Origin of the sequence: Fodinicola feengrottensis (genome assembly GCF_039530045.1) — a bacterium.
In the GTDB taxonomy this organism is placed as follows: Bacteria; Actinomycetota; Actinomycetes; order Mycobacteriales; family HKI-0501; genus Fodinicola; species Fodinicola feengrottensis.
In genome coordinates this window covers 457,160-481,447 of sequence record NZ_BAAANY010000009.1, presented here as the reverse complement: position 1 = coordinate 481,447, position 24,288 = coordinate 457,160, and the positions used below count along the sequence as shown (strand labels likewise).

The 24,288-nt window shown below is 69.5% G+C and carries 23 protein-coding genes; 5 read left to right on the top strand and 18 right to left on the bottom strand.

Translation table 11 applies throughout. From position 1 onward, the window contains the following. Positions 1–14: 14 nt before the first annotated feature. The gene (locus ABD301_RS14800) at positions 15–1,214 is read left to right on the top strand and encodes an AAA family ATPase (protein WP_344310720.1); all 1,200 of its coding nucleotides are present in this window, start codon (positions 15–17) and stop codon (positions 1,212–1,214) included. Here the strand turns inward: ABD301_RS14800 and ABD301_RS14795 are convergent, their stop codons facing one another. From ABD301_RS14795 to ABD301_RS14785, 3 genes are read right to left on the bottom strand one after another with little or no spacing between them, the layout of a single operon-like run. Next, positions 1,215–2,492 (bottom strand): aspartate aminotransferase type Ic, encoded by a 1,278-nt coding sequence (locus ABD301_RS14795; protein WP_344310718.1) that lies wholly within the window; start codon positions 2,490–2,492, stop codon positions 1,215–1,217. A 47-nt stretch (positions 2,493–2,539) separates the two neighbouring features. After that, the gene (locus tag ABD301_RS14790) at positions 2,540–3,439 is read right to left on the bottom strand and encodes a VC0807 family protein (protein ID WP_163567841.1); all 900 of its coding nucleotides are present in this window, start codon (positions 3,437–3,439) and stop codon (positions 2,540–2,542) included. Continuing rightward, positions 3,432–4,490, bottom strand: a complete 1,059-nt coding sequence (locus tag ABD301_RS14785; protein ID WP_344310716.1) for an FAD-dependent oxidoreductase — start codon at positions 4,488–4,490, stop codon at positions 3,432–3,434. The genes ABD301_RS14790 and ABD301_RS14785 overlap by 8 nt, the downstream gene beginning before the upstream one ends. A gap of 77 nt (positions 4,491–4,567) precedes the next feature. Here ABD301_RS14785 and ABD301_RS14780 point away from each other — a divergent pair, with 77 nt between their 5' ends. Together ABD301_RS14780 and ABD301_RS14775 are read left to right on the top strand one after the other, a co-directional pair. Beyond that, the gene (locus ABD301_RS14780; RefSeq protein WP_163567845.1) at positions 4,568–5,044 is read left to right on the top strand and encodes a MarR family winged helix-turn-helix transcriptional regulator; all 477 of its coding nucleotides are present in this window, start codon (positions 4,568–4,570) and stop codon (positions 5,042–5,044) included. Positions 5,045–5,121: 77 nt separating this feature from the next. Then, positions 5,122–5,523 carry a hypothetical protein gene (locus ABD301_RS14775; protein WP_344310714.1) on the top strand — a complete coding sequence of 134 codons (402 nt, stop codon included), beginning with the start codon at positions 5,122–5,124 and terminating at the stop codon, positions 5,521–5,523. Here the strand turns inward: ABD301_RS14775 and ABD301_RS14770 are convergent. From ABD301_RS14770 to ABD301_RS14720, 11 genes are all read right to left on the bottom strand, one after another. Next, a complete protein-coding gene (locus tag ABD301_RS14770; RefSeq protein ID WP_344310712.1) occupies positions 5,516–7,198 on the bottom strand; it encodes a molybdopterin-dependent oxidoreductase in 1,683 nt (560 codons plus the stop codon). The two genes, ABD301_RS14775 and ABD301_RS14770, sit on opposite strands and share 8 nt — an antisense overlap. Positions 7,199–7,472: 274 nt before the next feature. Beyond that, complete coding sequence (locus ABD301_RS14765; RefSeq protein ID WP_163567847.1) at positions 7,473–7,892, bottom strand: molybdenum cofactor biosynthesis protein MoaE; 420 nt, start codon at positions 7,890–7,892, stop codon at positions 7,473–7,475. Next, positions 7,892–8,365, bottom strand: coding sequence for a MogA/MoaB family molybdenum cofactor biosynthesis protein (locus ABD301_RS14760; RefSeq protein ID WP_163567848.1), 474 nt, complete (start codon positions 8,363–8,365; stop codon positions 7,892–7,894). The genes ABD301_RS14765 and ABD301_RS14760 overlap by 1 nt, the downstream gene beginning before the upstream one ends. Further along, on the bottom strand, positions 8,362–8,841 hold the full coding sequence (moaC, locus tag ABD301_RS14755) for a cyclic pyranopterin monophosphate synthase MoaC (protein ID WP_163567849.1): 480 nt from the start codon (positions 8,839–8,841) through the stop codon (positions 8,362–8,364). The genes ABD301_RS14760 and moaC overlap by 4 nt, the downstream gene beginning before the upstream one ends. 304 nt (positions 8,842–9,145) lie before the next feature. Further along, positions 9,146–9,412 carry a hypothetical protein gene (locus tag ABD301_RS14750; RefSeq protein WP_344310709.1) on the bottom strand — a complete coding sequence of 89 codons (267 nt, stop codon included), beginning with the start codon at positions 9,410–9,412 and terminating at the stop codon, positions 9,146–9,148. Positions 9,413–9,493: 81 nt separating this feature from the next. Next, complete coding sequence (locus ABD301_RS14745) at positions 9,494–10,564, bottom strand: ABC transporter ATP-binding protein (RefSeq protein ID WP_344310707.1); 1,071 nt, start codon at positions 10,562–10,564, stop codon at positions 9,494–9,496. Then, positions 10,546–11,370, bottom strand: coding sequence for an ABC transporter permease (locus tag ABD301_RS14740; RefSeq protein WP_425551940.1), 825 nt, complete (start codon positions 11,368–11,370; stop codon positions 10,546–10,548). The genes ABD301_RS14745 and ABD301_RS14740 overlap by 19 nt, the downstream gene beginning before the upstream one ends. After that, on the bottom strand, positions 11,357–12,160 hold the full coding sequence (gene modA, locus ABD301_RS14735; protein WP_163567851.1) for a molybdate ABC transporter substrate-binding protein: 804 nt from the start codon (positions 12,158–12,160) through the stop codon (positions 11,357–11,359). The genes ABD301_RS14740 and modA overlap by 14 nt, the downstream gene beginning before the upstream one ends. Then, positions 12,157–12,570 (bottom strand): TOBE domain-containing protein, encoded by a 414-nt coding sequence (locus ABD301_RS14730; RefSeq protein ID WP_344310705.1) that lies wholly within the window; start codon positions 12,568–12,570, stop codon positions 12,157–12,159. The genes modA and ABD301_RS14730 overlap by 4 nt, the downstream gene beginning before the upstream one ends. 60 nt (positions 12,571–12,630) lie before the next feature. Next, the gene (locus ABD301_RS14725) at positions 12,631–13,026 is read right to left on the bottom strand and encodes a tRNA-binding protein (protein WP_163567853.1); all 396 of its coding nucleotides are present in this window, start codon (positions 13,024–13,026) and stop codon (positions 12,631–12,633) included. Positions 13,027–13,101: 75 nt separating this feature from the next. Continuing rightward, positions 13,102–13,692 carry a helix-turn-helix domain-containing protein gene (locus ABD301_RS14720; RefSeq protein WP_344310703.1) on the bottom strand — a complete coding sequence of 197 codons (591 nt, stop codon included), beginning with the start codon at positions 13,690–13,692 and terminating at the stop codon, positions 13,102–13,104. 66 nt (positions 13,693–13,758) lie between these two features. Between ABD301_RS14720 and ABD301_RS14715 the strand changes: the two genes are divergently transcribed. Together ABD301_RS14715 and ABD301_RS14710 are read left to right on the top strand one after the other, a co-directional pair. Beyond that, positions 13,759–14,784, top strand: a complete 1,026-nt coding sequence (locus tag ABD301_RS14715) for an NAD(P)/FAD-dependent oxidoreductase (protein WP_344310701.1) — start codon at positions 13,759–13,761, stop codon at positions 14,782–14,784. A 46-nt stretch (positions 14,785–14,830) separates the two neighbouring features. After that, positions 14,831–15,070, top strand: a complete 240-nt coding sequence (locus ABD301_RS14710) for a hypothetical protein (protein WP_163567855.1) — start codon at positions 14,831–14,833, stop codon at positions 15,068–15,070. A gap of 97 nt (positions 15,071–15,167) precedes the next feature. Here ABD301_RS14710 and ABD301_RS14705 read toward each other — a convergent pair whose 3' ends face one another. From ABD301_RS14705 to ABD301_RS14690, 4 genes are all read right to left on the bottom strand, one after another. Then, on the bottom strand, positions 15,168–17,561 hold the full coding sequence (locus ABD301_RS14705; RefSeq protein ID WP_344310698.1) for a chaplin family protein: 2,394 nt from the start codon (positions 17,559–17,561) through the stop codon (positions 15,168–15,170). A 117-nt stretch (positions 17,562–17,678) separates the two neighbouring features. After that, positions 17,679–18,599: a hypothetical protein gene (locus ABD301_RS14700; RefSeq protein WP_344310697.1), complete on the bottom strand. Its 921-nt coding sequence runs from the start codon at positions 18,597–18,599 to the stop codon at positions 17,679–17,681. 263 nt (positions 18,600–18,862) lie between these two features. Continuing rightward, positions 18,863–19,543, bottom strand: a complete 681-nt coding sequence (locus ABD301_RS14695) for a class I SAM-dependent methyltransferase (protein ID WP_344310695.1) — start codon at positions 19,541–19,543, stop codon at positions 18,863–18,865. Between the two features lie 216 nt (positions 19,544–19,759). Continuing rightward, on the bottom strand, positions 19,760–24,256 hold the full coding sequence (locus tag ABD301_RS14690) for a beta strand repeat-containing protein (protein ID WP_344310693.1): 4,497 nt from the start codon (positions 24,254–24,256) through the stop codon (positions 19,760–19,762). Between the last annotated feature and the right edge of the window lie 32 nt (positions 24,257–24,288).

The window sequence follows — 24,288 nt, the reverse complement described above, 5'->3', positions numbered from 1 at the left end:
ATACGGTGCGAGAGATGGACCCCATCCGCAATCCGTACGCGCCCGGGGCCGGCCAGCGGCCACCGGAGCTGGCTGGCCGAGACCGCGAGCTGGACCAGTTCGGCGTGGTCCTGGAACGGGTCGAGCGCCGCCGGCCCGAGCGCAGCCTGGTGCTGACCGGGCTGCGTGGCGTCGGCAAGACCGTGCTGCTCAACGCCCTCCGCTCGGCCGCGCTGGATCGCCGGTGGGGGACCGGCAAGCTGGAGGCCCGGCCAGAGGTGTCGCTGCGCCGGCCGCTGTCCGCCGCGCTGCACGCGGCCGCCCGCGAGCTGGCACCTCGCCATCGCGCACCCGAGCGGGTCGAGGAGTTTCTGGCCGTACTCAAGGCTTTCGCGTTGCGTTCCAACCCGGCGGACGCGAAGATCCGGGACCGCTGGCAGCCCGGCATCGACGTGCCGGCCGCGGTCGGCCGGGCCGACTCCGGTGACATGGAAATCGACCTGTTGGAGTTGTTCACCGACGCCGGCGCGTTGGCCGCCGACGTTGGCGCGGGCGTCGCGTTGTTCATCGACGAAATGCAGGATCTGTCCACAGTAGATGTTTCGGCACTGTGCGCGGCCTGCCACGAACTTTCCCAGAACGGCGCGCCTTTGGTCGTCGTCGGCGCCGGGCTGCCGCACCTGCCAAGCGTGTTGTCCGCGTCCAAGTCCTATTCCGAGCGACTCTTTCGGTACGTCCGGATCGACCGGCTGGATCGTACGGCCGCCGACCATGCGCTGATCGCGCCGGCCAAGCGCGAGGACGCCAGCTGGACCGACGAAGCCTTGGACGCGATGCACGAGATTTCCGGCGGCTATCCATATTTCGTGCAGGCGTACGGGAAAGCGGCCTGGGACCACGCGCCGGCCTCACCGATCACGGCTGAGGACGTGTCGGTGGCGGCACCGGAAGCCGACGCCGAACTCGCGGTCGGGTTCTTCGGCTCCCGGTACGAGCGGGCCACCCCGGCCGAGCGGGAATACCTGCGGACGATGGCGACCGTGGGGGAGCACACGGCCGGCGAGGCCGTCCCGACCGCGGACCTCGCGACTTCGTTGGGACGTAAGCCTTCCAGCCTGTCCCCGGCCCGCGACGGGCTGATCAAGAAAGGGCTGATCTACTCCGCGGAGCGGGGCAGCATCGCCTTCACCGTCCCGCATTTCGGCCGCTGGCTGCGCAGCCGCCCGTCTGAATAGCTACTGCCGGTCAGCGAGAAGCTTCTCGGTGCCGACCAGTCGTACGCAGGTGGCCAGCGCGTCGATCGCCGCCTCGACCTCGGCCAGCTCCGGGAAGGTCGGCGCGATCCGGATCAGCTGGTCCTGCGGGTCGTCGCCGTGCGGGTGCGTCGCGCCAGCCGGAGTGAGCGCGATGCCGGCTTCCTTCGCCTTCGCGACCACCGCGGCAGCGCACCCAGCCGGCACCCGCAGAAGGATGAAGTAGCCGCCGGCCGGGCTGGTCCACGACGCGAGGCCAGTGCCGCTCAGCTCGGTGGACAAGATCTTGTCCACCGCGTCGAACTTCGGCCGGATCAGAGCCGCGTGCTGGCGCATGTGCTCGCGGAGCCCGTCCGCGTCTTTCAGGAACCGTACGTGCCGGAGCTGGTTGATCTTGTCCGGGCCGATGCTGCGCTTGACGGTGTGGCTCAGCCACCACTTGACGTTGGCGGCGGAGGCCCCGAAGAAACCAACACCGCTGCCGGCGAAGGTGATCTTCGAGGTGGAGCCGAAGACGAACGCCCGGTCCGGGTTGCCACTCTGGGCGCACGAGGCGAGCAGGTCGGCGATCTCGGCAGGTTTGTCGGTGAGGTGGTGCACCGCGTACGCGTTGTCCCAGAAGATGCGGAAATCCGGGGCCGCGGTGGGCATCGCGGCGAGCCGGCGGACCGTCTCGGCGGAGTAGACGGTGCCGTCCGGGTTGCTGTATTTGGGCACGCACCAGATGCCCTTGATCCGGGCGTCGTCGGCGGCCAGCCGCTCGACCACGTCCATGTCCGGACCGGTCTCGGTCATCGGCACCGGGATCATCGTGATGCCGTAGCGCTCGCAGATCCCGAAGTGCCGGTCGTAGCCCGGAACCGGGCACAGGAACGCGATTTCCGGCTCGTCAGCCCATCGACGCTCGCCACCCGGAAGCACGCTGAGCTGCGCGAACACAACCGCGTCATGCATCAGCTCCAGGCTGGAGTTGCCGGCCGCCAGCAGCTGCTCGACCGGCACCTGCAGGGCTTGGCTGAAGATCGCCCGCAGCTCGGCCAGACCGTTCAACCCGCCGTAGTTGCGCAGATCCGTGCCGTCGGCCGACACCACCGGCGCTCGTACGTCCAGCAGCTCGTTGGCGAGGTCCAGCTGGCGTGGCGACGGCTTGCCCCGGGTGAGATCCAGCTTCAGACCACGGCCCACCAGGGCCGCGAAATCCTCGCGAGCGCGGTCACGCTGGGCGGTCAGCTCTTGGATGGTCAACGCTGGAGCGGTCACCGGAGTCCCTTTCACCGTGAAGCGTGGTCGTAGGCCACGCTGACAGCCTAATGACCAGCCAGCGGGCTACTGGTGCCGGGAAGCTGTACGGGCGGTGCCTCGGGCACGTTCGGCAGCTCCGCCTCCAACAGCCGCAGGGTGCGCGGGACGATCAGGAAGCGGCCGACGACGAACCACAGCGCGACCAGGACGAACAGTGGAACCTGGGAAGTGAAGGACGACTGCACGACCGCGCTGGCCGGCCGGCTGTAGATGATCACCACCTGCAACACCGCGTCGACCAGGAAGACCAGGCCCAGGCTGGCGGTCATCGCCCGATACAGCCCGCGGAACTGCCGCGAGTGCTGCCAGGCCAGTTCGAAGGCCTCGGCACGGATCGGATCGCCTTGGGAAGCAACCGGTTTGAGGGCCGTACGCATGATCGGCCGCTGCGCCCAGGTGGTCGCGAGGATGACAGCTCCCGCGATGGCGATGTAGATCGCCGGCCGGGCCAGCACGAACCGCGCGTCGCCACTGACTGAGGTCAGCACCACGCTGGCAGCGACCTCCAGCAGCACGCCCACCGCGAAGCCGTCCAGCCTGCTCGCGGTCTTGTGTCGTACGCGCGTCACCACCAGGTCGCCGATGACGATCACTCCAGAGACAACCGCGCCCGCAACCATGCTCGGGACGTTGCCGAAACCGGCGAGATAGCAGCCGACGATGGTCGCGGTCGCCACGCCGGCCGCGATCACGGCCAGCCTCCAGCGGAACTCGCCGGTCTCGATCCGGCCGCCGATCGCCTTGCCGGTCAGCAGGGTGCCACCGATCGTCAGCGCTACCGCGGCGGGCACGCCGAGCGGCGCGAGGACCACCAGGACCAGGGTCGGTAGGAGCAGGTCGATCGCCGCGTTCACGATCAGGATCGCGAAGTAGAGGACCTTGCGGCCAGTGCTGATGTCAGGCATTTGAGGCCTCCGGAGCGCCGTAGCTCGCCGACCGCAGGATCGCTTCGCCAGCGGTGACGCGCATGTCCGCGTGATAGCCGGCCACCGCATCGGTGACGGTGTTGTCATTCAGTACGTGGGAAACCAGCAGGGCCGCGTCGCCGAACGCGGTGTTGGCGCCCTCGCCGTGAGCCGGCGACATCGCGTGGATGGCATCGCCAAGGAACGCGACCGGCACGCCGGCGTGCGCCGGGATTTCGGGGATCTCCGGCATCGCGCGCAGCGGGGTCAGGAAGGTATCCGCCACGATCGCTTCCGGTAGCACCGTGGTCGTACGAGGGTCCCAACCGGCCGTCTGCTCCTGAGCGAATCGGACCAGCTCAGCCGGGGACGAGCCACCCGGCGGAAAGTCGTCCGACCGGCCCATCAGCACCCACATGACGTACGGCTGGGAAGCGGTGGGCGGGTCGTACGCGCAAAGGGCCAGCACTGTGGAGCCCTCGACGACTCCGCAGAATCTGCCGTGCAGGATCGCCGGGGCCGCCCATGGCCGGTTCGCGGCGGTCAGGGGAGCACGCCCGAAGATCGCCGAAATGCCCAGCGGCAGCGGGTCACGGCCGGGCAGCAATTCCCGCCGCACCGCCGAACTGACGCCGTCGGCCGCGATGATCAGGTCGGCCGTACCGACATCCGCGATCGACGTGACCGGCCGACCGAACCGGATCCGGTCCGCGACACCCTGGGCGAGCACCCGCCGGACCGTGCCGCGGTCGATCGCGCCCGGCGCTCCTGGCGCGTCGTGCCGAGCCAGCAGGTCCAATGCGGGGGTGTAGAGGTAGACCGCCGGGTCGCTCTGCCGGTGCAGCGACTGCTCGTACGCGTCGAAGCGTTCGCTCGACAGGCAGGCCCGCAGCCCGTCGTGCCCGGTCTCGTTGACGTTGATCCGGTATCCCTGGCCGAAGTCGTGTATCCCGTCCTGTGCCTCCAGCACCTCGACGTCCACGCCGGCCTTTCGCAGACCGTTGGCCACACAAAGCCCGCCAAGGCCGGCTCCCACCACGACCACTCGCATCTCAGCCCCTTCCAGTTACCTTAGCCAATTAACTTCTTAGCTACCAAGATAATGGGAGAGTAAGGTATGTTGTGCTCATGGCGCAAGTGACTCCCGAACAGCGTGACGCTGGCGCGATGGTGGGCGCCGAGTTCGCGACCGCGATGGTGGTGTTCCACGAGGCCGTCGGCAAACTGCTCGGGCTCAGCCCGGTCGAGCGCAAATGCCTCGACACCCTCCGCCGACTGGGCCCGGTGACCGCCGGCGCGATCGGGGAACACACCGGCCTGACCACCGGCGCTGTCACCGGATTGGTGGATCGACTGGAAAAGGCCGGTCACGTCGTACGCGAGCGCGATCCGCACGACCGCCGCAAGGTCGTCGTGAAATTGGTGCCGAACGAGCGAAACGCCGCACTGATGGCCACCGCGTTCGGGCCGTTCATCGAAGACATGACTGAGCTCGGGTCGAAATACAACCAGGACGAGGTGCTCGCGATCGCCGACTGGATTCGGCGTACGACCGACATCCTGGTGGCCAACACCCGGCGGATCACGACCATGGACGCGCCGTGATTCAGCCCGTACGGTTAGTCACATTTCACCCCGACCCGCTCTTCCATCGGACCCTCGGGTGAAGTAATATCGAACACATGTTCGAAGAAGAACTTGACGCACTCCAGTCCCGGGACGATTCCAAGGTGGCGGCCAGCGTTGAGCGGCTGCTGGCGGCTGACACCGGCATCGCGTTCGGCGCCGATCCGACCCAGCTGACCTATCGGCAGCTGGTCGACCTCTGCTGGTCGTACGAGTGGTCCATCGCCCGGATCGAGGCCTGCCAGCTGGCCGTCATCGCCGAGCAGCTGCGGCGGGCTCTGTCGGCCGGCGCCAGTCAGGTGGAGGCCCAGCAGCGATGTGCCCTCGACGTCCAGGGCGCCCTGCATATCTCGCAGCGGGCGGCTCGGTCGCTGGTGGCCACTGCCCAGGAGATCTGTGACCATCCGGGCTCGCACGCCGGCCGGCCGGTGGCTCCGGCCGAGCCAGTGGCTACCTGACCAACACCTGAAGGCTCGGCAGGCCGGTGGCGCCGCCGGGGAAGGAGTCGGCGATCTGGATGGTCTGCACCTCGCCGGTCGCGTCGGTGGCCCGCGCCCACAGCGTCTGCTGCCCACGCGCGCCGGGCGTCCAGTCCCACACCCACTGCCGCCAGGTCTGGTTGTTCGGCACCGGCGCGAGCCGGGCCGGCTGCCACTCGCCCTGCTCGCCGAGCCGCACCTCGACCATGGAGATGCCGCGGTTCTGCGCCCAGGCCACCCCGGCGACCTTCACTGACTGACCCAGCTGCAACTCGTCGTTCGCCGGTGGCACGTCGATCCGGCACATGGTCTTGATCGGCGCGGCCGGCGCCCATTCGCGCTGGATCCAGTACGCCTGCGGCCCAGCGGCGAAGGTGGTCAGCTCCATGTCCACGATCCACTTGGTGCCGGACACGTAGCCGTACAAACCCGGCACGATCATCCGGACCGGGAAGCCGTGCGCGACCGGCAGCGGATCGCCGTTCATGCCGACCGCGAGCATCGCGTTCGGCGTGGTCATCACGGCTTCCAGCGGGGTGCCGCAGGTCCAGCCGTCGGCCGAGGTGGTGAACACCTGGTCGGCACCGGGATGGACACCGGCCTCCTTGAGGAGGTCGGCCAGCGGTGCGCCGAGCCATTTTGCCTCGCCGATCAGATTCCCGCCGACCTCGTTGGACACGCACGTCAGGGTGATGTCGCGCTCGATCATCGGCCGTTTCAGCAGCTCGGCGAAGCTGATCTTCAGCTCTCGGTCCACCATCCCGTGGATCCGCAGCTCCCAGGTGGCTGGATCGACGCGAGGCGTCACCAAGGCGGTGTCGATCCGATAGAAAGAGGGGTTCGGGGTGGTGAAAGACGCGAGGCCGGGGATGTTCAGGTCGACCCCGTCGGGCAGCCGCGGAGCCTTACTCGCCGGCATCGGCAGCTTCAGGGTGGCGATGTCCTTGGACACATCGCCGCGGGTGTTCAGCAGGACGCCACCGAGCCCGCCGCCGACCACGGCGACGCCCAGCGAGGCGCCGGCCGCGTAGAGGAAGCGCCGCCGGTCCTCGTCGAACCGCCGGTCCCGCATCTTCAGCATCATCCGGACGTTGGTCCGGGCCTGCTCCACGTCGAACTCCGGCTCGGCCAGTTCCACCAGCCGGGGAACCAACATCCGCAGCACGATCGCACCGGCCGCCGCGCCAATCGCGGACGGCGCGATGTCCAGTTGGGAGGCATCCGGCGCGGTCATCGCGGCCACCACGCCCACCAGCCCGAACACACCGACGCCAATCATGCCGACGGTCAACCAGCGATACGCCACCACGCCGACCGCGGCGGCGAACAGCGCCAGCACGAGGACCATGCCGACTTCCAGTGCCAGCTTGTCGTACACGTAGAAAGTGCTGGTGGCGAACTCTTTCAGCCACTCAGGAGTGATCCGCACGAAGCCCTGGCCCACCGCCGTCAGCGGTGCGGAGGTCGGCCCGGTCACCACCGCCACAAGCTCGCCGACACCGAGCGCCACCCCGGCCGCCAGCAGACCGAGCGCCATCTTCAGCAGCAGACGCAGCCGCGGCCCGATCCGCGCCGGAGGCAGCTTGTCAGTGCTCTGGGGATGCTTACCGCCCGTATCCGCCGAACTGGACCGCGGGTCCGTACGAGTGGGCACCGAAACACGACCGATCTAGGCGATTGATTGGCGTACAACTCCATGACAGCACGCCGAGGCGAACACCTCCACGTGCCCAGACCTCCATCGTGCCCGGCACCAGCAACTCCGGGCAGCACACGCCCGCGGACGTCACCAATTCGTTCGATTTCTCCGCCGTACGCGGGTGCCGTTCTTTACGCCTCACCGACCCGCGCTGGTCGCCCAAACTGTCGGACGCCACCCGGATCGTGGAATTCGGGGGCGCCACAATCTGGTCAGAGGGACTTTCAGATCAGGCCGAGTTGACCCATTCCTCGGTGCCGTCGGCGAAGACCTGCCGCTTCCAGACCGGGATCTGCGCCTTGACCTCGTCGACCAGCCGGGCACAGGCGGCGAAGGCGTCGCCCCGGTGGGCACACGCGACCGCGGCCACCAGTGCCGCGTCGCCGATCTTCAGCAACCCCACCCGGTGACTGACGGCGACCGCGAGCACCGCCGGCTCGGCGGCGATCCGGCCGGCCACCGCGGCCAGCAGCTCGCTGGCACTGGGATGGCAGGTGTATTCCAGCTCGGCCACCGACCGGCCACCGTCGTGATCTCGTACGACACCGACGAAGGACACCACCGCGCCAGCCTGCGAGTCGCCAACGGCCGCCTCGTGCGCGGCCACGTCCAGCGGCTGGTCAGAGACCTCCGCGATGGTCACTGGCATCAGTGATCGCCTCCATGGATCTGGTCGACGGTGTGCGCGAGGATCGGTCCGAGTACCACCAGCCCGTCCTTCGCGGCGCCCTTCGACCCGGCCAGATTGACCACCAGCGTACGACCGGCGATGCCGGCCACCCCACGGGACAGGATCGCGTGCGGCACCCGGTCGGCCGTACGGTGCCGGAGCGCCTCGGCGATGCCCGGTACCTCGCGGTCCAGCAGCGGCCGGGTCATCTCGGGGGTGAAATCGGTCGGCGTACACCCGGTGCCGCCGGAGGTGAGCACCACGTTCACACCGTCGGCGATCGCGGCCCGGAGCGCCTTTGCGACCGGTTCACCATCAGGCACGACCACCGGCTCACCGACCTCGGCGCCAAGCTCGCGCAGGCCTTCGACCAGCAACGGACCGGAAGTGTCGGCGTACACGCCAGCGGCGGCCCGGTTGGACGCCACGACCACCCGCGCGGTGAAACTCATCGGTCCGCCGGCCGGCGCCACTGACCGGTCTTGCCGCCGGTCTTGAGCTCGACCCGGACCGCGTCGATGGTCGCCGCCGGATCGACGGCCTTGATCATGTCGATCAGCGCCAGCCCGGCCACGGTGACCGCGGTCAGCGCCTCCATCTCGACACCGGTCCGATCGGCGGTTCGTACGGTCGCGCTGATCCCCACCTCAGCCGCCGCCGGCGTCAACTCGACGCTCACGCCGTGGATCGCGATTGGATGGCACAGCGGGATCAAATCCGGGGTGCGCTTGGTAGCCATGATGCCGGCGATCCGGGCCGTCGCCAGCGCGTCGCCCTTGGGCAGCTGACCTGCGGCGATCAGCTCGATCACGGCGGTGGTCGTACGCACCACCCCGGTCGCGGTGGCGGTGCGCACGGTGACGTCCTTCGCGGACACGTCCACCATCCGCGCCGCCCCGCTGGCGTCCACATGACTCAGCTCGCTCATCACTCGAAGCGTACGGCCCCGCCTCTTCGCGGCGTCGGCGAGAGGCTGCCGCATCGCCACCGTGGTCGCGAGACGTGGTTGTGAGGGTTTACCTGGAAGCGGTGGGATCATCGCCGCTGAGCGTGGGCGGTTCCAGCTATCGCATAGAGCGCGCGCTTACCCGCGCGGTGACTTACGTGACGTCTAAAACCCACGTACCCACCCCCGCCCTTTGAAGGGCGGGGGCTCAAAATTTCACGTTGGTACGACAGTTTCGCGCCGCACCCTATGTAGACCTGCACAATCGGAATCCGATTGTGCAGCTTTAGTTCGAGTTGCGGCGGATCAGGAAGACGACCAGGAAAACGATGCCGACGACCACGATGAGGCAGCAGACCACGCCGCCACCGATCAGGCCGATGCCGCTGCCGCTGCTGCGACTCCGGTATTTCGTCAGCACGCCGCCGGCCGCCACCGCCTCGCTCACGCCGGGAGTGGCGTGTGCCCAGGCCACCGTTGGCAGCACCAGCGCCACGATCGCCCCCGACAACGCCACCGAGAGGCGTCCCACCCACTGTGTCATTCGCTTCATGCCCGCGATCATCACACAGCCTGTCCACAGCCGCACAGCTAGGGCGCCGAGGCCATTTCATTACTCTAACTTTACCAACCGTTATGCCGGGTAGATCTCGATTTCAGCAGCCTTGACAGACGCCCACACCACCGTGCCAGGCAACAGGTCCAGCTCGGCGATGGCAGCCGCGGTCACGTCGGCGGTGGCTGGTACGTCGCCGCTCAGCTCCACGCGTACTCCATCGGCAGTCGGTTCGAGACCGACCACGGTGGCCTGCCAGACGTTGCGCGGACTGCCGTCAGGCCGCTCGCGGTAGAGCGCCACCGCCGCCGGCCGGAAGCAGCCGAAGACCTCAGCGGCCTCGATCGCCGAGTGCGCCACCAGCTCCGCGCCACTGGGCAGCAGAATCCGGCCACCACTGGACCGGCCGCGGACAAGGTTGAGGCCCACCAGCCGGGCCACGTAGTCGGTACGGGGACGGCGGGACACGTCGGCCGGCGTGCCGACCTGCACGACCGCGCCGTCCTCGATCACCACCAGCCGGTCGGCCAGCACGATCGCGTCCAGCGGGTCGTGGGTGACCACGATTGCCGGTTGGTCGAAGGAGGTCAGATGCCGACGCAGTTCCCCGCGCACCTGCACCCGCGTACGAGCGTCGAGCGCCGACAACGGCTCGTCCAGCAGCAACAACCCGGGCCGGGTCGCCAGCGCTCGCGCCAACGCGACCCGCTGCGCCTGGCCGCCGGACAGGCTCCGGGGTTTGGCGGCCGCGTACGCAGCAACACCGACCCGGTCCAGCCAGTGCGCCGCATCCCGGCGGGCCTCGGCCTTGGGTACGCCCTGGCTGCGCGGCCCGAAGGCCACGTTGTCCACCGCGCTCAGATGCGGAAAAAGCAGGTAGTCCTGGAAAACCACGCCGATCCGCCGGCGGTGGGGCGGCAGTCGTACGCCCGCGTCGACGTCTTCGAGAACCTCGCCATCGAGCCGCACTTGGCCCGCATCCAACCGGAGCAGGCCGGCGATCGCCCGCAGCCCCGTCGACTTACCGGCGCCATTGGGCCCCAGCAGCGCGACCACTTCGCCGGCCGCGACCTCGATGGCCAGCCGCAGCTGGAAGTCGCCGCGGCCGACTCCGATGTCGGCGGTGAGCGTCACAGCTGACTCACCCACCGCTCCCGGAGCAGGCCCAACACCAGGATGGACACCGCGAGCAGGACAACCGACAGCAGCACGGCCGCGTCCGGGTTGGTTTCCAGCTCCTCGTACACGGCCAGTGGCATCGTCTGGGTCGTACCGGTGAGGTTGCCGGCGAAGGTGATGGTGGCGCCGAACTCGCCCAGCGCCCGTGCCCACGCCAGTACGGCGCCGGCCGCGATCCCGGGTGCGACCAGCGGCAACGTCACGCGTACGAACACCCGCCACGGACTCGCGCCCAGGGTCGCGGCGGCATCCTCGTAGCGGCGGTCGGCGGCTCGCAGCGCGCCTTCCACCGACAGCACCAGGAACGGCAGCGCGACGAACGACTGCGCCACCACGACAGCGGCGGAGGTGAAGGGCAGCGAGAAGCCGGTCCAGTCGTAAAGCGGACGGCCCAGCAGGCCGGTACGACCGAAAACGGTGAACAACGCGACACCACCGACCACCGGCGGCAGCACCAGCGGCACCGTGACCAGCGCCCGCAGCACGCTCCGGCCCGGCCAGCCGGGACGCGCCAGCAACCACGCCAGCGGGACGCCGACCACCATGCAGATGGCGGTGGAAAGGGTGGCGGTCACCACGGAGAGCTGCAGCGCGGCCAGCACCTCGGAGTTGACCAGCAACCGCGGAGCCTGCGACCACGGCGCTCGTACGACCAAGCCGACCAGCGGGAACACCAGAAAGGCGATCGCCACGATCGCCGGAATGAGCAGCAGACGTGGAGCGGCGGCGGCGCTCAGGGCGCCGCCGCCAGCTCGCGACTTCTTACGCCGCGCCAAAGCCGGCCGCGGCGAGCACCTGCCGACCGGCCGGCGACAGCACGTACGCCACGAAGGCCTTCGCCGTCGAGGCGTCCTTTGACGCCTTGAGGGAGCAGATCGGGTACGTGGTGACCTTGCTGGCCGACTCGGGGAAGGTGATGCCTTCCACCTTCGGACCACCGGACAGCACATCGGTCTTATAGACCATCGCCGCGTCCGCCTCACCCAGCGCGACCTTCTGCAGCACCGCCTTCACGTCGGTGCCACGGTCGACTGGCTTCGGCGTGATATGCGCGGCGTCGAAGACCTGCTTCGCCAGCGCACCACACGGCACGCTCTCCGCGCACAACACCGTCTTCTTGGTGGAGTCCGCGAAGTCCTTCAGGCCGGTGATGTGCGCCGGGTTTCCCTTGGGCACCACGATTTCCAGCGTGTTGGTCAGGAACGGCTGCGAGGCACCATCGTTGTCGTTCGCCTTCACCACGGTGTCCATGGTCGCCTTGCTGGCGGACGCGAACACGTCGGCCGGGGCACCTTGGGTGATCTGGGTGGCCAGCGTCGAGGAGGCGCCGAAGTTGAAGGTCACCTGGTCGCCCGGGTTGGCCTTCTCGAAGTTCTTGCCGATGGTGCCGAACGACTCGGTCAGCGACGCGGCCGCGAAGACCGTGATCTTGTGCGTGGACGGGGTGCTCGCCGACGGGTTCGCGCCGGTCGTACCGCCACCACCGCAAGCGGCCGTCGCGGCGACCAGTGCGACCGTTGCCAGCAGGCCCGATGCCCGCCGGACCAGGGGGCCCTTGACCCTCATGTCACCAGCTCTCTTGATGTGTCCGGAATTTCGACGACCACCTGGGTCGCCTTGATCGATGCCACCGCCAGCACGCCCGGCTCCAGGCCCAGGTCCTCGACGGCCTCCCGGGACATCAGCGACACCACCCGGAACGGGCCGCACTGCAGGTCCACCTGAGCCATCACGCCGTCCACGATCACCCTGGTCACCAGGCCGGTGAGGGTGTTGCGGGCGCTGCGCGCGGGGAGCGACACATCGGGGCTGTGAGCGTGTTTCTGGGCGAAGGCGGCGAGGTCTCGGCCGTCCACCACCAACCTGCCATTCTCGGCCCGCTTGGTGGGGAAGCGGCCAGCTTCGGCCCAGCGGCGGACGGTGTCATCGCTGACACCCAACAGGCTGGCTACTTCTGAGATCCGGAACTGCGGCACAGGGGATACCCTACGACCCGCAGGTGCGGCTGCAAACCACCCTATCGGCCCGGCGCGGAGTCAGGCGACCGTACTCCCGGGCGGTAGGTCACCGGGCAGCTCCAGCAGGGTGACCGTGCCGTCCGGCGCGAGGCCGCCCATCAGCAGGAACTCGCTTTCGAAGCCGCCGATCCGCTTGGCCGGCAGGTTCACCGCGCCGACCACCGCACGGCCGAGCAGTTCGTCCCGCGAATAGTTCGTGACCTGCGCACTCGTACGCAGGACACCCACGTGCGGGCCGAAGTCGACGGTCAATCGCCAGGCGGGTTTGCGAGCCTTCGGAAAGTCGTCGACCGCCAGCACCCGCCCGACCCGCAGGTCAACCGAGAAGAAGGTGCCGAGGTCGATCTCCGGCTTCGCCGGCAACTTCTCCGGATCGTACGGCCGCCCATCACTGTCAATCACATGCTGCGCCACGCCTTCATCCTGCCTCGCGGCCAAGAACTGTCGGCCATCGAGCGGATCATCGAATTCGGGGGCGGCAAAATTCGGTTAAGAGGTCGAGCGCGCGCGTACGTGCAGGCGCTCGCCCTGCGGCCCAAACAGGCTCAGGACCTCCGCCGGCTCCGGCCCGGGATTGCCGAACCAGTGCGGCACGTGCGTGTCGAAGTCCACCACCTCGCCCGGAGTGAGCACTAGATCGTGCTCGCCGAGCATCAGCCGCAACCGGCCGGAGAGGATATAGAGCCACTCGTAGCCTTCGTGGACCTTCAGCTCGGGCGTCGGTTCCAGTGGCTGCGGCGGGATGATCATCTTGTACGCCTGCAGACCGCCCGGACGCCTGGTCAACGGCAGGATCGTCATGCCGTGGCGGGTGATCGGCCTGGAGTGGATCCGCGGATCGCCGGTGGGCGGCGCGTCGACCAGCTCGTCCAGCGGCACCTGATGGGCCCTGGCCAACGGCAACAACAATTCCAAAGTGGGCCGGCGCTGGCCGGACTCCAACCGGGACAGCGTGCTGACCGAGATCCCGGTGGTCGTCGACAACTGGGCCAACGTGACCGCCCGCTGCTGGCGTAAGGCCCGCAGCCGGGGTCCAACGCTCTGCAAGACCCCGTCCAAAGCTGGTTCGTCGTCTTCCATGCCTCTATTTGCCACTTTGGCAACTATGTTTGTCAAGTCGGCAGGGTCCGACGCATAGTCCTGCGCATGGAGACGAAGACGTACGACGTAGTAGTCATTGGCGGCGGCGCGGCCGGCCTGAGCGGTGCGCTGACGCTGGCCCGAGCCCGTCGCTCGGTGCTGGTGGTCGACGGTGGCGAGCCGCGGAACGCGCCGGCCGCGCACATCCACAACTACCTGGGCCGCGAGAGCACCCCGCCAGCCGAGCTGTTGGCGATTGGGCGTACCGAGGTGACCGGCTACGGCGCCGAGGTGATCAACGAGACGGCCACCGATGCCATCGCGGTAGCCGGCGGTTTCGAGGTCTCGCTGGCCGGCGGTGCCGTCGTACGAGCGCGCCGGCTGCTGGTGACCACCGGCCTGGTGGACGAGCTGCCGGAGGTGCCTGGGCTGGCCGAGCGTTGGGGCCGCGAGGTGCTGCACTGCCCGTACTGCCACGGCTGGGAGGTCCGCGACCAGCGGATCGGGGTGCTGGCGACCGGTCCGGCCGCGGTGCACCAGGCGTTGCTGTTCCGGCAATGGAGCGATGACGTGATCCTCTTCCAGCACACTGCTGCGCCGCCCAGTGCGGCCGAACGCGAGGAGCTGGCCGCCCGCGGCATCGCGCTGGTGGAAGGCGAGGTCGCGGCGGTGGAGGTGGCTGCCGACCAGCTGACCGGCGTACGACTGCGGTCCGGTGAGGTCATCGGGCGACAGGCCATCGTGGTCGCGCCACGCTTCACCGCCCGCGCCGGCGTGTTGTCCTCGTTGGGGCTGCAGCCCACCGAGCTGCTGATGGGCAGCTCCATCGCCGCCGACCCGACCGGTGCGACCGCGGTCCCCGGTGTCTGGGTGGCCGGGAACGTCGCCAACCTGATGGCCCAGGTCATCGTCTCGGCCGCGGCCGGCCTGAGCGCCGGTGCCGCGATCAACGCGGACCTCGTCGCGCAGGACACTCGGGCCGCGGTCGCCGCGTACCGGGACCCGTTCACGGCCGCTCGCGAGAGGGAGGTGTGCGCGCAGGTCCTGGCGCCGACACGGGCTGTGAAACAGGTCGCGCACCACAAGAATTGACTGTCGCGAAACCGGGCTGACACGTTGACGGCCGACGATTGTTCGCATGACCACTCAGTTGAACATCGTACCGGTGGCCGCCCCGGAAGCCGGATTCATGATCGGTCTGGAGCGGTACGCCGACGGGCGCGCCGTGCTGCACGCCGTACCGGTCTCCGACAAAACCAACACCGCCGTCTGCGGCGCCCGAGTCCGGGTCCGCCGGCGCGGCGGCCTCGGCCTGCGCCCCAGGCTCGGCTGCCGCACCTGCGCTCGGCACGCCGCCACCCTCCGCCAGGCCTCATAGCCCGGCCCTCGGACAAACAAAAACCCGGCGGAGTAGGCCGCCGGGTTTTTGCTGTTTCATCTCTCAGGTAGGGCGCCGTTGCCCTCCTGGGTCTTTGTTACGCGCGAGCCATCCGGCGACGCCGGGTAGCGGCCAGCAGGCCACCGCCGAGCAGTGCGAACAGCGAACCGAGGCCGGCCAGCAGGCCGACCGGAGTGCCGGTCACCGGCAGGGTGGCACCGTTGGCGCCCTCGACCGGGGTGGTGTTGCCCACCGGCGAAACCGGAGTGCCCGGGGTGCCGGGGTTCCCTGGGTTGCCCGGGTTTCCGGGGTTGCCTGGGTTGCCGCCGCAGTCAGCGGTCGCGTCGCCGAGGATGGCGATCGCGTTGCCGCAGCCGGTCACCGGGATGGTGATCGGGATGGTGATGACGCCGCCACCACCGCTGGTGCCGCCACCGGGCGGGGTCGGGCCGACCGGGGTGAGGACCTCGCAGGACGCGGTGGCCCGGCCGAGGATCGCGACCGCGCTGCCGCAGACCGACACCGGAGCATTGACCGGCGCGTTGACCTCGTTGCCGCCACCGGCCGAGCCGCCACCATTAGTGCCACCGGGGGTGCCGGGAGCGGGGGTACCGGGCTTGACGTCGCAGCCAGCACCGGCCGTACCGAGTGCCGCGACCGCGTTGCCGCAGACCGACACCGGAGCATTGACCGGCGCGTTGACCTGGTTGCCGCCACCGACCGAACTGCCACCGCTGGTGTTGCCCGGGGTGCCCGGAGCCGACGTGCCGGTGGTGATGTCGCAGCCAGCACCGGCCTTGCCCAGCGCCGCGACCGCGTTGCCGCAGACCGACACCGGAGCGTTGACCGGGGCGTTGACCTGGTTGCCGCCACCGACTGAACTGCCACCGCTGGTGCTGCCGCTGCCACCCATGCCCGGCTTGCCGGAGGTGACCTCACAGCCGGCTGCCGCGTTGCCGATGACCGAGACCGCGTTGCCGCAGGCGTTCACTGGCGCGTTGACCGGAGCCTGCACCTGGTTGCCGCCACCGACCGAACCGGCGCCGCTGGTCTTGCTTCCGGAACCACCGCCCCACGTACCACCGGTGGAACCGCCGACCTCACAGCCGGCGAAAGCGTGGCCCAGTACGGAGACCGCGTTGCCGCAGGCGGTGACCGGCGCGTTCACCGGAGCCTGCACCTGGTTGCCACCGAGCACCGAGCCGGCGCCGTTGGTGGTCGCGTTGGCAGTGGGAGCGGAACCGCTGCCACCCCATGGGCCGGAGCCGCCACCGCTGGAGCCACCGCTGACCTCGCAGCCCGCGTACGCGGTGCCCAGCACGGCGACCGCGTTGCCGCAGACGGTGACCGGCGCGTTGACCGGGGCCTGCACCTGGTTCCCGCCACCGACCGAGCCGGCGCCGCTGGTCTTGCCGGACGCGCTCGGGCCACTGCCCGCGCCGCCCTTCACGTCGCAGCCCGACGCCGCGAGGCCCAGCACCGCGATCGAGTTCCCGCAGACCGTGACCGGCGCGTTGACCGGAGCCTGCACCTGGTTCCCGCCGGCGATCGAGCCAGCGCCATTCGTCTTGCCGGACGCCGTGGGACCGCCGGAGCCGCCGGGCACGTCACAGCCGGCCGCCGCCACGCCAAGCACCGCGATGGCGTTGCCGCAGATGGTGACCGGCGCATTGACCGGCGCCTGCACCTGGTTGCCGCCCAGGACCGAGTGGCTGCCGTTGGTCGAGCCAGTGGCGGTGCCGTGGCCAGCGGTGGTCTGCTGGTTCAGCGGGTGCGGAGCACCGTGACCACCGGCGAACGCGTCGCCGCCGATCGCGTTGTCGGTGATGGTGATCGGCACGTTGATCGGCGCCTGCGCGACGTTGCCGCCGCCCACCGAGCCCGCGCCATCGGTCTGCGCGGCCGCGGCCGGAGCACCGCCACCGTTCGCGCCGCCACCGTTGCCGGCGAGCGCGATCCCAGCCACCGCCACCGCGTTGTGGCTGACCGTGATGGGCGCGTTGATCGGCGCCTGGACGATGTTTCCACCCAGGATCGAGTGGCTGCCGTTGGTCTGCGCGGCGGCCGCGGAGCTGCCGGCGGCACCGTGGGTGTCACCCGCGGAGTGCGCGAGGCCCAGCACCGCGATCGCGTTGTTGGCGACGGCGACCGGGGCGTTCACCGGAGCCTGTACGAGGTTGCCGCCGAGCAGCGAGCCAGCGCCGCTGGTCTTGCCGGCAGCCTTGGACGCGTTGCGCTGCGGCTGGGCGTGCGCCTTGGTGGTCAGCGCCTTGCCGATGCCGGCGGTCGCGTTCTGCAGGCCGGAAACCGGCAGGTTCACCGGGGCGACCCCGGTGGTCCCGCCGGACAGAGCGTGGGTCGCGGACGTTATGCCCAGCGCCGGGGCGGACTTGCCGAGGGTGTCGGAAGCGTGTGCGGCGGTGGCGCCCATGACGACGAATCCACCGGTCAGCACAAGGCCCTGAAGGGAACGACGTAACCAGATGTTCACAGATCTCTCCTCTGAGATCGGTTTACAGATGACATTTCTCGGCATCGAACGCGAGCACGGCGACCGTGCTCAGGGCGTACGCGTCCCTGCGTCGCCACTACGTTCTGGATGCCGCCGTTAGTCCGGCGAAACCGACGGCTTCTTGGAGCCGCTCGGCAACGGCAGGGTGAGCGCCTGGGCGCCGACCCTGGCCGGGACCAGGTCAGCCGGCGGGACACCGCCGGCGCTGGTCGCGATTCCGGTCGGGACGGAGAATCCCGCCGGGCCCACGCCGCTGATCACGGCGCAGGGCAGTTCGTCCGACTTCCCACCGGGCCAGAACGGCGCGGCCGGGAGATTGCCGGTGGACAGCGTGTGCAGCGTTGGGTACGACTTGCCGTGCCCCGACTGGTGCGCTGCTTTGCGTTGGATCTCGGTGGCCCACTCGGACCGTGCTCCGGGCGCGAGGGCGGCCGGCGGCCGGACCGCGATCGGGGCAGCGGGCGCCGCGGTCACCGGCGGCGGCAGGATGCCGCCCAACGGTGGCGGCGGCCAGCCGAGCGGTCCCTGGCCGGGCAACGGCAGGGTGGGCTTGCGAACCCCGAGCCCGGGCAGCAGGTGGACGATCGGTCCAGTGATCGGCGAACGGCCGATCGCGGACTTGGGACCCAACACCGCGTCGATCAGCTGACCGGTTGGCCGTACGACGGACCGGTCGATGTCGTGCACCACCGCCGCGGTGACCCGGGTGGCGACCGTACGGGCGGCCGAGACCGGCCGGTCCGTCGGCGTCGCGGGGACCGGCCGAAGGTGCAGCGCCGACCGATGCTCGGCCAACGCGGCCTGATGCGCCCGCTCGGCGCGTTTCACCGCGTCGACCGCCTGACTGACAGTCACATTCTGGTCAGGTGTCAGACCAGTTTGACTGGCCCGGGTGGTGTCGATCGGCGCATCGGTCGTACTGGCCTGAGCCGCGGTAGCACCCGCGAACAACCACGCACAGACCGCGAGAGCGGCGAGCAGCGACAGCTGGAGCACTATGCGGATTGATCGGGGCATAGCGGGCACGCTGGCATCACTTTCGATGCCGGTGGCTCCGTTGCCGTGGATCACGCACGCCCCGATCGCTTAACCAGTAGTGCCTCTGGACTCACTCCCTGTGAGTGCACGAGGAAGCTATCAAGGGCACGGGTGACCCGCCAAACACGCCGGGTAAGCCCGGGAGTGTCGCGTCCAGCGAATCCGCCGTAAGCGTGTCAGAGATGACCGAATTACGCCAGTTTGAATCGCCCTAAATAAGGGCATTCCGCCGAAACGGAAAATTATGCGCGAAGGTGATAGACCCACGCCGGCGGGAGGTTGCTCAGAACGAACTCGCGGTCCGTTTGGTGGCTTTCCATACGATCTGCCACCACTGCTTCGACCCGCACCATCCGGACGTACTCGGGCTCGCGGCTCGTCAGGAGTTTCAGCCGTCGCAACGCTGCGTACGTGAAGAATGACAGTCTTGCCTGCGGCTGCAGCGCCTTGAGAAGAATGTCGAGAATGCCGGAAACGGTCTCGGCGTCGAAGTTGGTGAAAGGCAGTCCGGAGACGGCCGCGTGATAGCCATCCGGAAGATCAACATCCTGCACCAGGCCGGGCAGGATGCGGACCCTGTCCGCTACTCGCCGTAGTTGCGGGTCGGTCTTCAACAGCTCGGTCATCCAGTCCACGAACCGCGGGTTCGCCTCCACCAGATCGAGCGTGTCGCCGGGCCGCATCCGCAACGCGATCTGCCGAGTGACCGCCCCGGTCCCCGGCCCCACCTCCAGCAGCCGCCGCGGCCCGTCCGCCGGGCAGGTGTGCAGATGCCTGCTCAGCGCCCGCGCCAACGTCTTCCCGCTGGGCGCGATCGCGCCGGTGGTGTGGAAGTTGTGAACGAACTCGGACGCGAAGACGGTGGCGTTGCGCACCGCACCCGTGGCCCGCTTCGGCTGGCCCTCACCCGGCGTAGTCGACATGCCCCCAACGTACCGACCTATCCGTACGCCCGTACGCGGCAGTGACGCTGTTCAACCCGCTCCCACCCCGCAGTCGAGGCCGCTGGAGTCGGCCCACGCCAAACGGCCCGCTCGCCTGGATTCAGGATTTCCTCGTACAAATCCCGTACGAACAAAGACAACAGGACCCGGGCGACGTTGCCCGGGTCCTGCTGTTTTCTAGCCGTACTTATTCAGTTATCCACCGAGGACGGGCAGCGCCGGCATCGCCGGCAAGGTGCCCAGGCCCGGCAGCGTGCCCGTGGTCGGCAGTGCCGGCAGGGCGCCCGTGGTGGGCAGTGCCGGCAGGGCGCCAAGGCCGCTGGTGGGAGTGACGTCCGAGCTGCCAGCCGGAGCGTCCGACGTGGTGCCGTTCAGCGAAGGCACGTCCGGCAGCGACGGGATCAGCGGCGCGCCGCCGATGCCCGGCAGGCCGGTCGCCTGGGCGGCGTGCCCGGGAGTCGGGTCCTGGTGCAGGAACGTGATGCCATCACCGATGAACCAGTCGTGCGAGTTCTCGTCCAGCTTGAAGCCCGGGAACCCGCTGTGGTTGGTCGTCGGGTCCGAGTTCACGAAGGAGGTGTCCACATTCTGGACGCCGTTCCCGGTGAGGATCATCAGCCCGTTGCCGTCGATCGGCAGGTCCCAGTTGCCGGCGAGCTTGGTGTCGTTGGCACCGTTGCCGACGTTCACCGCGTCGCTGTTGCCGTTCTGCGAACCATGCCCGGTGGCGCCCGCGACGCCAGCGGCGTCGATCGGGGTACGGACGTTGTGCCCGATCAGGGTGCTGTCCAGGCCGTACCCGCCGTCGCCGACATGCGCCTGGGTGGCGTTGCCGTTCTGCGAGCCGTCACCGTTGAACAGGGCCACGCCCTGGCCGTCGATCGGCGCGTTGGCGTTGTCGGTCAGCCCGAGGCTCGCGCCGTTCACGGTGGGAGCGTCGACCTGGGTGTCGTTCGCGTTCTGCGAGCCGTTGCCGCCCTCGATCGCGACGCCGGAGCCGTTCAGCGGAACTTCCCAGTTCCCGAACGCCCGCAGCGCGGAGCCGAAGCCGGACGACTTGCCGTCCGCGGTCAGCAGCCCGCCATCAGCGGTGTAGACCTGCGACGAGCTGCCGTTCTGGGCACCGTTGCCCTGCAGGCCGCCGACGCCCTGGCCAACCACTGGCGTACGAGCGTTGTCCGCGACCCGGACGACCGAGCCGGGGTTGTCCGCCGCGGCCAGCTGGCTCACATTGGAGTTCTGCGAGCCGTTGCCGGTCACGCCACCGTCGCCCTGACCGATGATCGGCAGGTTGACGTTGCGGAACAGCGAGATCGCCGATCCCCAGCCGTACGACTGCCAGCCGTGCAGCTGACCGGGTCCACCGGCGTTCTGCTGCTTGACCGTGCCGTTCTGCGAGCCGTTGCCGACCACACCGGCCTGGCCAGCGCCGTCGGCGGCCAGGTTCGCGTTGTCGGCGGCACCGATGAAGGAGCCCGGGTTCTCGGCCACGTCGCTCTGCGAGACGTACTGGTTCTGCGCGCCGTTGGCGATGTCGCCGGCCTGGCCGGCACCCGCGGCGAGCAGGTTGATGTTGCGGAAGACCTGCACGGCCGAGCCCCAGCCGTACGCGTCGCCGGCCTTGGCGGTAGCGCCGTGGCCCGACTCGTTGTGCTGCTTCAGGCCGCCGTTCTGGACGCCGTTGCCGATGATGCCGGCCTGGCCGGCACCGACGCCGAGCAGGTTGGCGTTGTCCGCCGCGCTGATGAACGAGCCCGGTCCGTGCTGCTCGTCGCTCTGCCCGACGGTCATGTTCTGCGAGCCGTTGCCGATGTCGCCGGCCTGGCCCGCGCCGTCCACGCGTCCGTCGAAGTTCCGGAAGCCCTGCACGAACGAGCCCCACCCGGCCGCGCCTGCCGGCCCGGTCGACCCCTCAGCGGTGGAGTGGTTCGTCTGCTTGACGTCGCCGTTCTGCGCGCCGTTGCCGACCACGCCGGCCTGACCCGCGCCGTCACCGTGGACGAGCGCGTTGTCGGCGATGCTGAGCACCGAGCCGCTGCCGTCGCAGGTGGTGTCCCGCTGGCTGCGGTCACCGTTCTGCGCGCCGTTGGCGATGTCGCCGGCCTGACCCGCGCCGGAGACCTCCAGGATCAGGTTCTTGGCACCGGTGACGGTGGAGCCACCGCTGCCACCCGGCATCCACGGGCCGCTGCCACCGGACGGGCCACTGCCGCCGGCCGACATCGGCATCGCGGCGCTGTCAGTGCCGTTCCACTGCTTGACGTTGCCGTTCTGGACGCCGTTCGCGACGACTCCGGCCTGGCCCGCGCCAGCGCCTTCGAGGATCGCGTTGTCCACCACGGAGACGGCCGAGCCGGTTCCGCCGGTGGCCTTGTCCGTCTGCCACACGTCGCCGTTCTGCGACCCGTTGCCGACCACGCCGGCCTGGCCGGCGCCGTCCACCGGGATCCGCCAGTTGCGGGCGCCGGTGACAACCGAGCCGTTCGCGTTCGGCGCGGACGACGTGGTGTTCTGCTGGGTCACGTCGCCGTTCTGCGCGACGTTCGCGATGTCGCCGGCCTGGCCGGAGCCGGTGACCGGGGTGTTCGCGTTGTCGACGAGCGTGACGATCGAGTTGGACGAGGTGAGGATGTCGCTCTGCTTGACGTCACCGTTCTGGGTGACGTTGTGCGAGTCGAAGGACATCCCGCTGGCGTTGGCCGGCAGGTTCACGTCGCCACCACCGGTCAGGATCGACCCGGTGCTGTAGTCGGCGAGGCTCTGGTCGACGGTGCCGTTCTGCGTGACGTTGCCGTTGTCGACCGTGATGCCCTGGCCGTTCAGCGGCACGTTCCAGCCGTCGATCAGCCGGTACGAGGAGCCCTTGGCGTCGGTGCCGGCGACCTGGGTCACGTCACCGTTCTGGGCGTGGTTGCCGCTGTGCAGCGCCAGCCCGTTCGCCGAGATCGGCGAGTTCACCACGCCGAAGACGCCGGAGCCGCCGCCTTCGCCCTGCGTGACGTTGCTGTTCTGCACGTCGTTGCCGGCGTCGATGGTGCCCGCGTTGGCGGCCAGCGGAACGTTCCACGCGCCGAACAGCCGGGTGCCGCCGTCGGTGGTCGTGCCCTGCGTGACGGCACCTTGCTGGACGCCACGACCGGAGTCGATGGCGAGCGCGGTGGCGTGCAGCGGGGTGTTCCAGTCGCCCAGTACGCCCGAGGACGGGTGTCCGCCCACGTACGCGTCAGGCGAGGTGCCAGCGTCGATGATCTCGATCTCGTGACCGGTCTGGGTCGGTACTACGACGTACCCACTGAGCATCCCGAGCATGCCGGGGATGCCACCGTCCACGTGGTTAGCGGCGTCCATGACCCCGCTGCCCACGGCCAGGCCAACCGGCAGGCCGCCGGTCCCGGGGGCGATCAGCTGACCGTCCCGTGCCTTCACCGGGTGCGCGTTCTGGGTCTGCACGTACTGGATGCCCTGGGCCAGCTCCGGAGCCTTGGAGCCAATGCTGGTGATGCCACCAGTGAGCTGAGTCGGCGTCGGGGCGCTCCCGAGAGCGTCCAGCCCGGCCACGCCCGGCATTCCGGACAGGCCCGGCAGACCCGGCAGGCCGGGCACCGCGGGCAGAGCCGGCAGGCTGGAGACCGGGAGGCCGGTGGTCGGCAGGCCCAGACCGGCCGGCGCGGACTGGGTGTGCATCGGCATCCCGGTCGGCAGCGGCAGGTTGGGCACCACGCCGGTCCCAGTCGGCAACGCCGGCAGGGCGGACACCGGCAGCATTGCCAGCGGGTTCATCGGCAGCGCTGGCAGCGCGACCGGCATACCCGACAGGAAGGGCAGTCCACCGCTGGGCAGCGACGGGACGGCCGCGGTCGGCAGGCCGGTCGGCAGCGCCATGCCAGCGAGCGGCAGCGCAGCCAGGCCAGCCACCGGCAGCGCCGGGATCCCGCCGGTGGTCAGCGCACCGGTCGGCAGGGCGCCGATCGGCAGCGCCGGCAGCGCGCCCGTCGGCAGACCGGTCGGGAGCGCCGGAAGAGCGTCCGTCGGGAGGCCGGCGGGGAGCGTGGGCAGCCCGGTCGGCAGCGCTGGCAGCGCTCCGAGCGGCAGGCCCAGCGGGCTGGTGCCGTTGCTCAGCAGTACGCCCTGAACCGGCACCAGCATGCCGGAGTCGGTTGGGACGACCGTCGAGACGAGCGGCAGGTCCTGCGGGCGAAGAACGCCCAGCGGTCCGCGGACCGGCAGGCTGTTGATCGGCAGGCCGCCCAGCGGCGACCCGGCGAGCCCGGAGATCGGGTTGGCCGGCGCCGGCGCGCTGATCGGGACCGGCTGGCCGGCCCGCGAGATGGCGTCCTGCGCTGCTGGCGGGACGTACTGGCTGTTGCTCGGCGCGGTGGTCGCCGCGGCGGGCTTGGCGTGGTGGGGAGTAGTGGCGTGCGTGCTCGGCTGGGTGTGACGCATCGGCGTCACCTGCCCCTGCGGAGCGACCACGTGAACAGTGTTGCTGACCAGATCGGTGGCTGGGGCGATGGAGTCGGTCAAACCACCGAGCGCGACAGGTGAAACCTGCTGCTGCACGGAGGGACCACTCGCTGTGCCGTCATGCCCGCTCGCGCCCAGTTCGGACGCGTGCGCGGCTCCGGCGCCCACCACAACAAATCCGGCAGTCAGAATCGCCGCTTCGAGCGATCGACGTACCCACTTGTTCATGGAGTGCTGAACCCTTCTCTCACTGTGTCTTG

Excerpts from the sequence above, each read along its gene's own strand:
- ABD301_RS14775 (WP_344310714.1), top strand. The coding sequence starts at position 5,122 with ATGTTCGAAGAAGAACTTGACGCACTCCAGTCCCGGGACGATTCCAAG.
- ABD301_RS14710 (WP_163567855.1), top strand. The coding sequence starts at position 14,831 with ATGACCACTCAGTTGAACATCGTACCGGTGGCCGCCCCGGAAGCCGGA.
- modA (WP_163567851.1), bottom strand. The coding sequence starts at position 12,160 with ATGAGGGTCAAGGGCCCCCTGGTCCGGCGGGCATCGGGCCTGCTGGCA.
- ABD301_RS14700 (WP_344310697.1), bottom strand. The coding sequence starts at position 18,599 with ATGCCCCGATCAATCCGCATAGTGCTCCAGCTGTCGCTGCTCGCCGCT.
- ABD301_RS14800 (WP_344310720.1), top strand. The coding sequence starts at position 15 with ATGGACCCCATCCGCAATCCGTACGCGCCCGGGGCCGGCCAGCGGCCA.
- moaC (WP_163567849.1), bottom strand. The coding sequence starts at position 8,841 with ATGAGCGAGCTGAGTCATGTGGACGCCAGCGGGGCGGCGCGGATGGTG.
- ABD301_RS14790 (WP_163567841.1), bottom strand. The coding sequence starts at position 3,439 with ATGCCTGACATCAGCACTGGCCGCAAGGTCCTCTACTTCGCGATCCTG.
- ABD301_RS14695 (WP_344310695.1), bottom strand. The coding sequence starts at position 19,543 with ATGTCGACTACGCCGGGTGAGGGCCAGCCGAAGCGGGCCACGGGTGCG.
- ABD301_RS14720 (WP_344310703.1), bottom strand. The coding sequence starts at position 13,692 with ATGGAAGACGACGAACCAGCTTTGGACGGGGTCTTGCAGAGCGTTGGA.
- ABD301_RS14780 (WP_163567845.1), top strand. The coding sequence starts at position 4,568 with ATGGCGCAAGTGACTCCCGAACAGCGTGACGCTGGCGCGATGGTGGGC.
- ABD301_RS14750 (WP_344310709.1), bottom strand. The coding sequence starts at position 9,412 with ATGAAGCGAATGACACAGTGGGTGGGACGCCTCTCGGTGGCGTTGTCG.
- ABD301_RS14765 (WP_163567847.1), bottom strand. The coding sequence starts at position 7,892 with ATGCCAGTGACCATCGCGGAGGTCTCTGACCAGCCGCTGGACGTGGCC.
- ABD301_RS14690 (WP_344310693.1), bottom strand. The coding sequence starts at position 24,256 with ATGAACAAGTGGGTACGTCGATCGCTCGAAGCGGCGATTCTGACTGCC.
- ABD301_RS14715 (WP_344310701.1), top strand. The coding sequence starts at position 13,759 with ATGGAGACGAAGACGTACGACGTAGTAGTCATTGGCGGCGGCGCGGCC.
- ABD301_RS14785 (WP_344310716.1), bottom strand. The coding sequence starts at position 4,490 with ATGCGAGTGGTCGTGGTGGGAGCCGGCCTTGGCGGGCTTTGTGTGGCC.
- ABD301_RS14760 (WP_163567848.1), bottom strand. The coding sequence starts at position 8,365 with ATGAGTTTCACCGCGCGGGTGGTCGTGGCGTCCAACCGGGCCGCCGCT.